Source organism: Azonexus sp., from assembly GCF_036170495.1.
Taxonomy (GTDB): Bacteria; Pseudomonadota; Gammaproteobacteria; order Burkholderiales; family Rhodocyclaceae; genus Azonexus.
In genome coordinates this window covers 1-4,358 of record NZ_JAVHPH010000176.1, presented here as the reverse complement: position 1 = coordinate 4,358, position 4,358 = coordinate 1, and the positions used below count along the sequence as shown (strand labels likewise).

Genomic DNA, 4,358 nt, shown 5'->3' with positions numbered 1-4,358 from the left:
GCTTCAGCACGCCATCCTGGTGAATACCGGACTCGTGGGCGAAGGCATTGGCGCCAACCACCGCCTTGTTCGGCTGAACGGAGTAGCCAGTAATCTGCGAAATCAACTTCGACGCTGGGACAATCTGCGTCGTATCGATGCGTGTTTCGAGCTCAAAGATGTCCGGACGAGTGCGTACCGCCATGACGATCTCTTCGAGTGCCGCATTACCGGCGCGCTCTCCGAGGCCGTTGATCGTGCATTCAACCTGGCGAGCTCCGGCCAGTACTGCAGCCAGAGAATTGGAAACTGCCAGCCCGAGGTCATTGTGGCAATGTACTGACCACACCACCTTGTCCGCATTCGGCACACGCTCGATCAATTGACGCATGGTTTCGGCGTACTGGAACGGAATGGCGTAGCCGACCGTATCCGGCACGTTGATAGTCCTGGCACCGGCCTTGATGACTGCGTCGAAAATACGGCAAAGAAAGTCAATTTCGGAACGTCCAGCATCCTCGGCCGAAAACTCGATGTCGTCAGTGTATTGCCGGGCCCAGCCGATCGACTTGACCGCCTGCTCGACAACTTGGTCCGGTGTCATGCGCAATTTCTTTTCCATGTGAATGGGCGAAGTCGCGATGAAGGTATGAATACGACCTGACTGGGCCGGCTTGATTGCCTCGCCCGCCCGAGCAATATCATTCTCGTTAGCACGCGCCAGCGAGCAGATCGTCGAATCCTTGATTGCCTGAGCAATGGCCTGAATGGCCTCGAAATCCCCCTGCGAGGCGGCGGCAAAACCAGCCTCAATGACATCGACCCGCATCTTTTCAAGTTGGCGAGCAACGCGAATCTTCTCTTCCCGAGTCATCGAGGCGCCCGGGCTCTGCTCACCATCACGCAGGGTGGTATCAAAAATAACCAGATGCTGTTTCATAAACACTCCGAACTACAGGGCTTTCCGTTTAAGCAGGCCGATTGCAGCCTGAACATAGCCCGACAAACCATAAATGACGAAGAAACCGAACAGGGCAATTTCCGGGCTATAGGCAACCAGAGCAAATCCCAGGGCAATCGCCGCAATAACGAAGAAGGGCACACTCTTCTTCAGGTTGATGTCCTTGAAGCTATAGAAGCGGATATTGGACACCATGGTGACACCAGCAAATACGGTCAGCGCACAGGCCAGCCAGCGTACGTCGCTACCGGCCACAGCGGTTTCAATGCATACCCACACCAGGCCAGCGACCAGTGCCGCCGCAGCCGGCGATGGCAAGCCCTGGAAGTAGCGCTTGTCCATCACTTCCAGCGTCGTATTGAAGCGCGCCAGACGCAAGGCAGCCCCGGCACAGTAGATAAAGGCAGCGATCCAGCCCAGACGCCCCATATCACGCAGCGCCCATTCATACATCACGAGAGCCGGCGCCGCTCCGAAGCTGACCATATCGGACAGCGAATCATATTCAGCGCCAAAGGCCGACTGCGTATTGGTCAAGCGTGCCACGCGACCATCCAGACCGTCGAGAACCATGGCGATGAAGATTGCCATCGCGGCTCGTGCAAAATCACCCTGCATCGCCTGCACGATGGCAAAAAAACCGGCAAACAGGGCCGCCGTAGTGAATAAATTGGGCAGCAAGTAAATACCGCGCCGTTTCACTTCAGGATTGAACAGCGATTTACGGGGTTTGAGTTCAGTCATGGGTCACAAATCAGCGGGCAACTTAAAAAGGATACACCCGGAAAGGATCAAAATCCGCAAACAGCAAGGGCGGTGAGGTCACCCACACCGCCCAAGGAAAAAATGAGGCTAGGCGAGCAAAAGCGCAGGCAGTACGTTAGTACAGCAAGGGCGCAACGACGCCTCGTCAAGCCTGCGACCTGCCAATTAGTTCTTGGACTGATCGACCAGCTTGTTCTTCTTGATCCACGGCATCATGTCGCGCAGCTTGGCACCAACCGTCTCAATCGGATGCTCGGCATTCAGACGACGACGAGCCGTCATAGCCGGGTAATTAGTACGGCCTTCGAGAATGAACATCTTGGCGTAGTCACCGTTCTGGATGCGCTTCAGCGCATTGCGCATGGCAGCACGGGACTGCTCGTTGATGACTTCGGTACCCGTCACGTACTCGCCGAACTCCGCATTGTTGGAGATCGAGTAGTTCATGTTGGCGATTCCGCCTTCGTACATCAGGTCGACGATCAGCTTGAGTTCGTGCAAGCACTCGAAGTAAGCCATTTCCGGAGCATAACCAGCTTCGGTCAGGGTTTCGAAGCCCATTTTGACCAGCTCAACAGCACCGCCACAGAGAACAGCCTGTTCGCCGAACAGGTCGGTTTCGGTTTCTTCGCGGAAGTTAGTTTCAATGACGCCGCCTTTGGTACCGCCGTTGGCAGCAGCGTAAGACAGGGCGATATCCTTCGCCTTCTTGGTGACGTCCTGATAAACGGCGATCAGGGACGGCACGCCGCCACCCTTCAGGTACTCGGAACGCACGGTGTGGCCAGGGCCCTTCGGGGCGACCATGATGACGTCCACGTCGGCCCGTGGCACGACCTGGTTGTAATGCACGTTGAAGCCGTGAGCAAAGGCCAGGGCAGCTCCCTTTTTGAGGTTCGGGGCGACTTCTTCGTTGTACACCTGCGGAATGTTTTCATCCGGCAACAGGATCATGACCACATCGGCGCCCTTGACGGCCTTGGCGATTTCTTCCACCTTGAGGCCAGCCGCTTCGGCCTTCTTCCAGGAAGCGCCATCCTTACGCAAGCCAACCGTGACCTTGACGCCGGAATCCCTGAGGTTTTGGGCGTGGGCGTGGCCCTGCGAGCCGTAACCAACGATGGTGATCTTCTTGCCCTTGATGAGGGAGAGATCGGCGTCCTTGTCGTAATAAACTTTCATGAAATCCTCTTTATATACAAATAGTTAGACTTTAAGAATGCGATCGCCGCGGCCAATACCACAGACACCGGCACGGACGGTCTCGAGAATCAGGCCGGCATCAAGCCCGGTAATAAAAGAGTCAAGCTTGGAACTGGTACCAGTCAACTCGATAACATAGGTTGACTCCGTAACGTCGATGATCCGACCACGAAAAATGTCGGCCATCCGCTTCATCTCTTCGCGGTCCTTACCCGTAGCGCGAACCTTGATCAGCATCAGTTCGCGCTCGACATGAGCTGCTTCAGAGAGATCGACCACCTTGACCACGTCGACCAGCTTGTTGAGCTGTTTCGTAATCTGTTCAAGCACCTCGTCGGAGCCGGAAGTCAGGATGGTCATCCGGGACAGCGAGGGATCTTCCGTCGGTGCCACAGTCAGCGATTCAATATTGTAGCCACGAGCCGAGAACAGCCCGGCCACGCGGGAAAGAGCACCCGATTCATTTTCGATCAGGATGGAAATGATGTGTCGCATTTTTCTTTTTCTCCCCCCGCTCAGATATCTTCTGCAAGGATCATTTCAGTCAAACCCTTGCCGGCCGCCACCATCGGGAAGACGTTGGCACCCGGATCAATGATGAAGTCCATAAAGACCAAGTCATTCTTGTGCTCGGTAAAGGCCTTGCGCAAGGCTGGCTCGACATCTTCGGGCTTTTCGATCTTCATGCCGACGTGCCCATAGGCTTCGGCAAGCTTGACGAAATCCGGCAGCGAAGTGACGTAGGATTGAGAGTAGCGCTTCGAATAGAACATTTCCTGCCACTGCCGCACCATGCCCAGCATGCCGTTGTTCAGGTTGATGATCTTGATCGGGAAGCCGTATTGCTTACAGGTCGACAACTCCTGAATACACATCTGGATCGAGCCTTCGCCGGTAACGCAAGCTACCTGCGCATCGGGATTGGCCATCAGCACGCCCATGCCATACGGCAGGCCAACGCCCATGGTACCCAGACCACCAGAGTTGATCCAGCGTCGCGGCTTGTCGAACTTGTAGTACTGGGCAGCAAACATCTGGTGCTGACCGACGTCCGAAGTCACAAAGGCATTGCCTCCCGTCACTTCATAGAGCTTTTCCATGACGAACTGGGGCATGATGTGCTCGGACTGCTTGTAACGCAGGGAGTCACGGCCACGCCATTCGTCGATCTGTTTCCACCAGTTGGCGACTTCAGGATCGGTTCTGAAACCGCCATCCATTAGCTTGACGATTTCTTCCAGCACATCCGGCACATTGCCGACGATGGGCACATCGACCTTGACGCGCTTGGAAATCGAGGACGGATCGATGTCGATATGGATAACACGACGCTTCTCTTCGCTGAAGTGCTCCGGGTTGCCGATCACGCGATCATCAAAACGGGCGCCGATGGCTAGAATCACATCGGCGTAGTGCATGGCGTTGTTGGCTTCGAAAGTGCCATGCATGC

General features: G+C 55.5%; 5 protein-coding genes. All 5 read right to left on the bottom strand.

Annotated elements, in window-relative coordinates:
- Positions 1 to 919: 2-isopropylmalate synthase (locus ADADOO_RS05845; RefSeq protein WP_511275817.1), on the bottom strand; the 919-nt coding region annotated here is incomplete at its 3' end.
- A gap of 12 nt (positions 920 to 931) precedes the next feature.
- Positions 932 to 1,684 (bottom strand): CDP-diacylglycerol--serine O-phosphatidyltransferase, encoded by a 753-nt coding sequence (gene pssA, locus ADADOO_RS05840; RefSeq protein WP_511275815.1) that lies wholly within the window; start codon positions 1,682 to 1,684, stop codon positions 932 to 934.
- A gap of 186 nt (positions 1,685 to 1,870) precedes the next feature.
- Positions 1,871 to 2,887: a ketol-acid reductoisomerase gene (ilvC, locus tag ADADOO_RS05835; RefSeq protein ID WP_511275814.1), complete on the bottom strand. Its 1,017-nt coding sequence runs from the start codon at positions 2,885 to 2,887 to the stop codon at positions 1,871 to 1,873.
- A 24-nt stretch (positions 2,888 to 2,911) separates the two neighbouring features.
- A complete protein-coding gene (gene ilvN / locus ADADOO_RS05830; protein WP_511275813.1) occupies positions 2,912 to 3,403 on the bottom strand; it encodes an acetolactate synthase small subunit in 492 nt (163 codons plus the stop codon).
- Between the two features lie 20 nt (positions 3,404 to 3,423).
- The coding region (locus ADADOO_RS05825) for a thiamine pyrophosphate-dependent enzyme (protein ID WP_511275811.1) at positions 3,424 to 4,358 on the bottom strand (935 nt) is incomplete at its 5' end.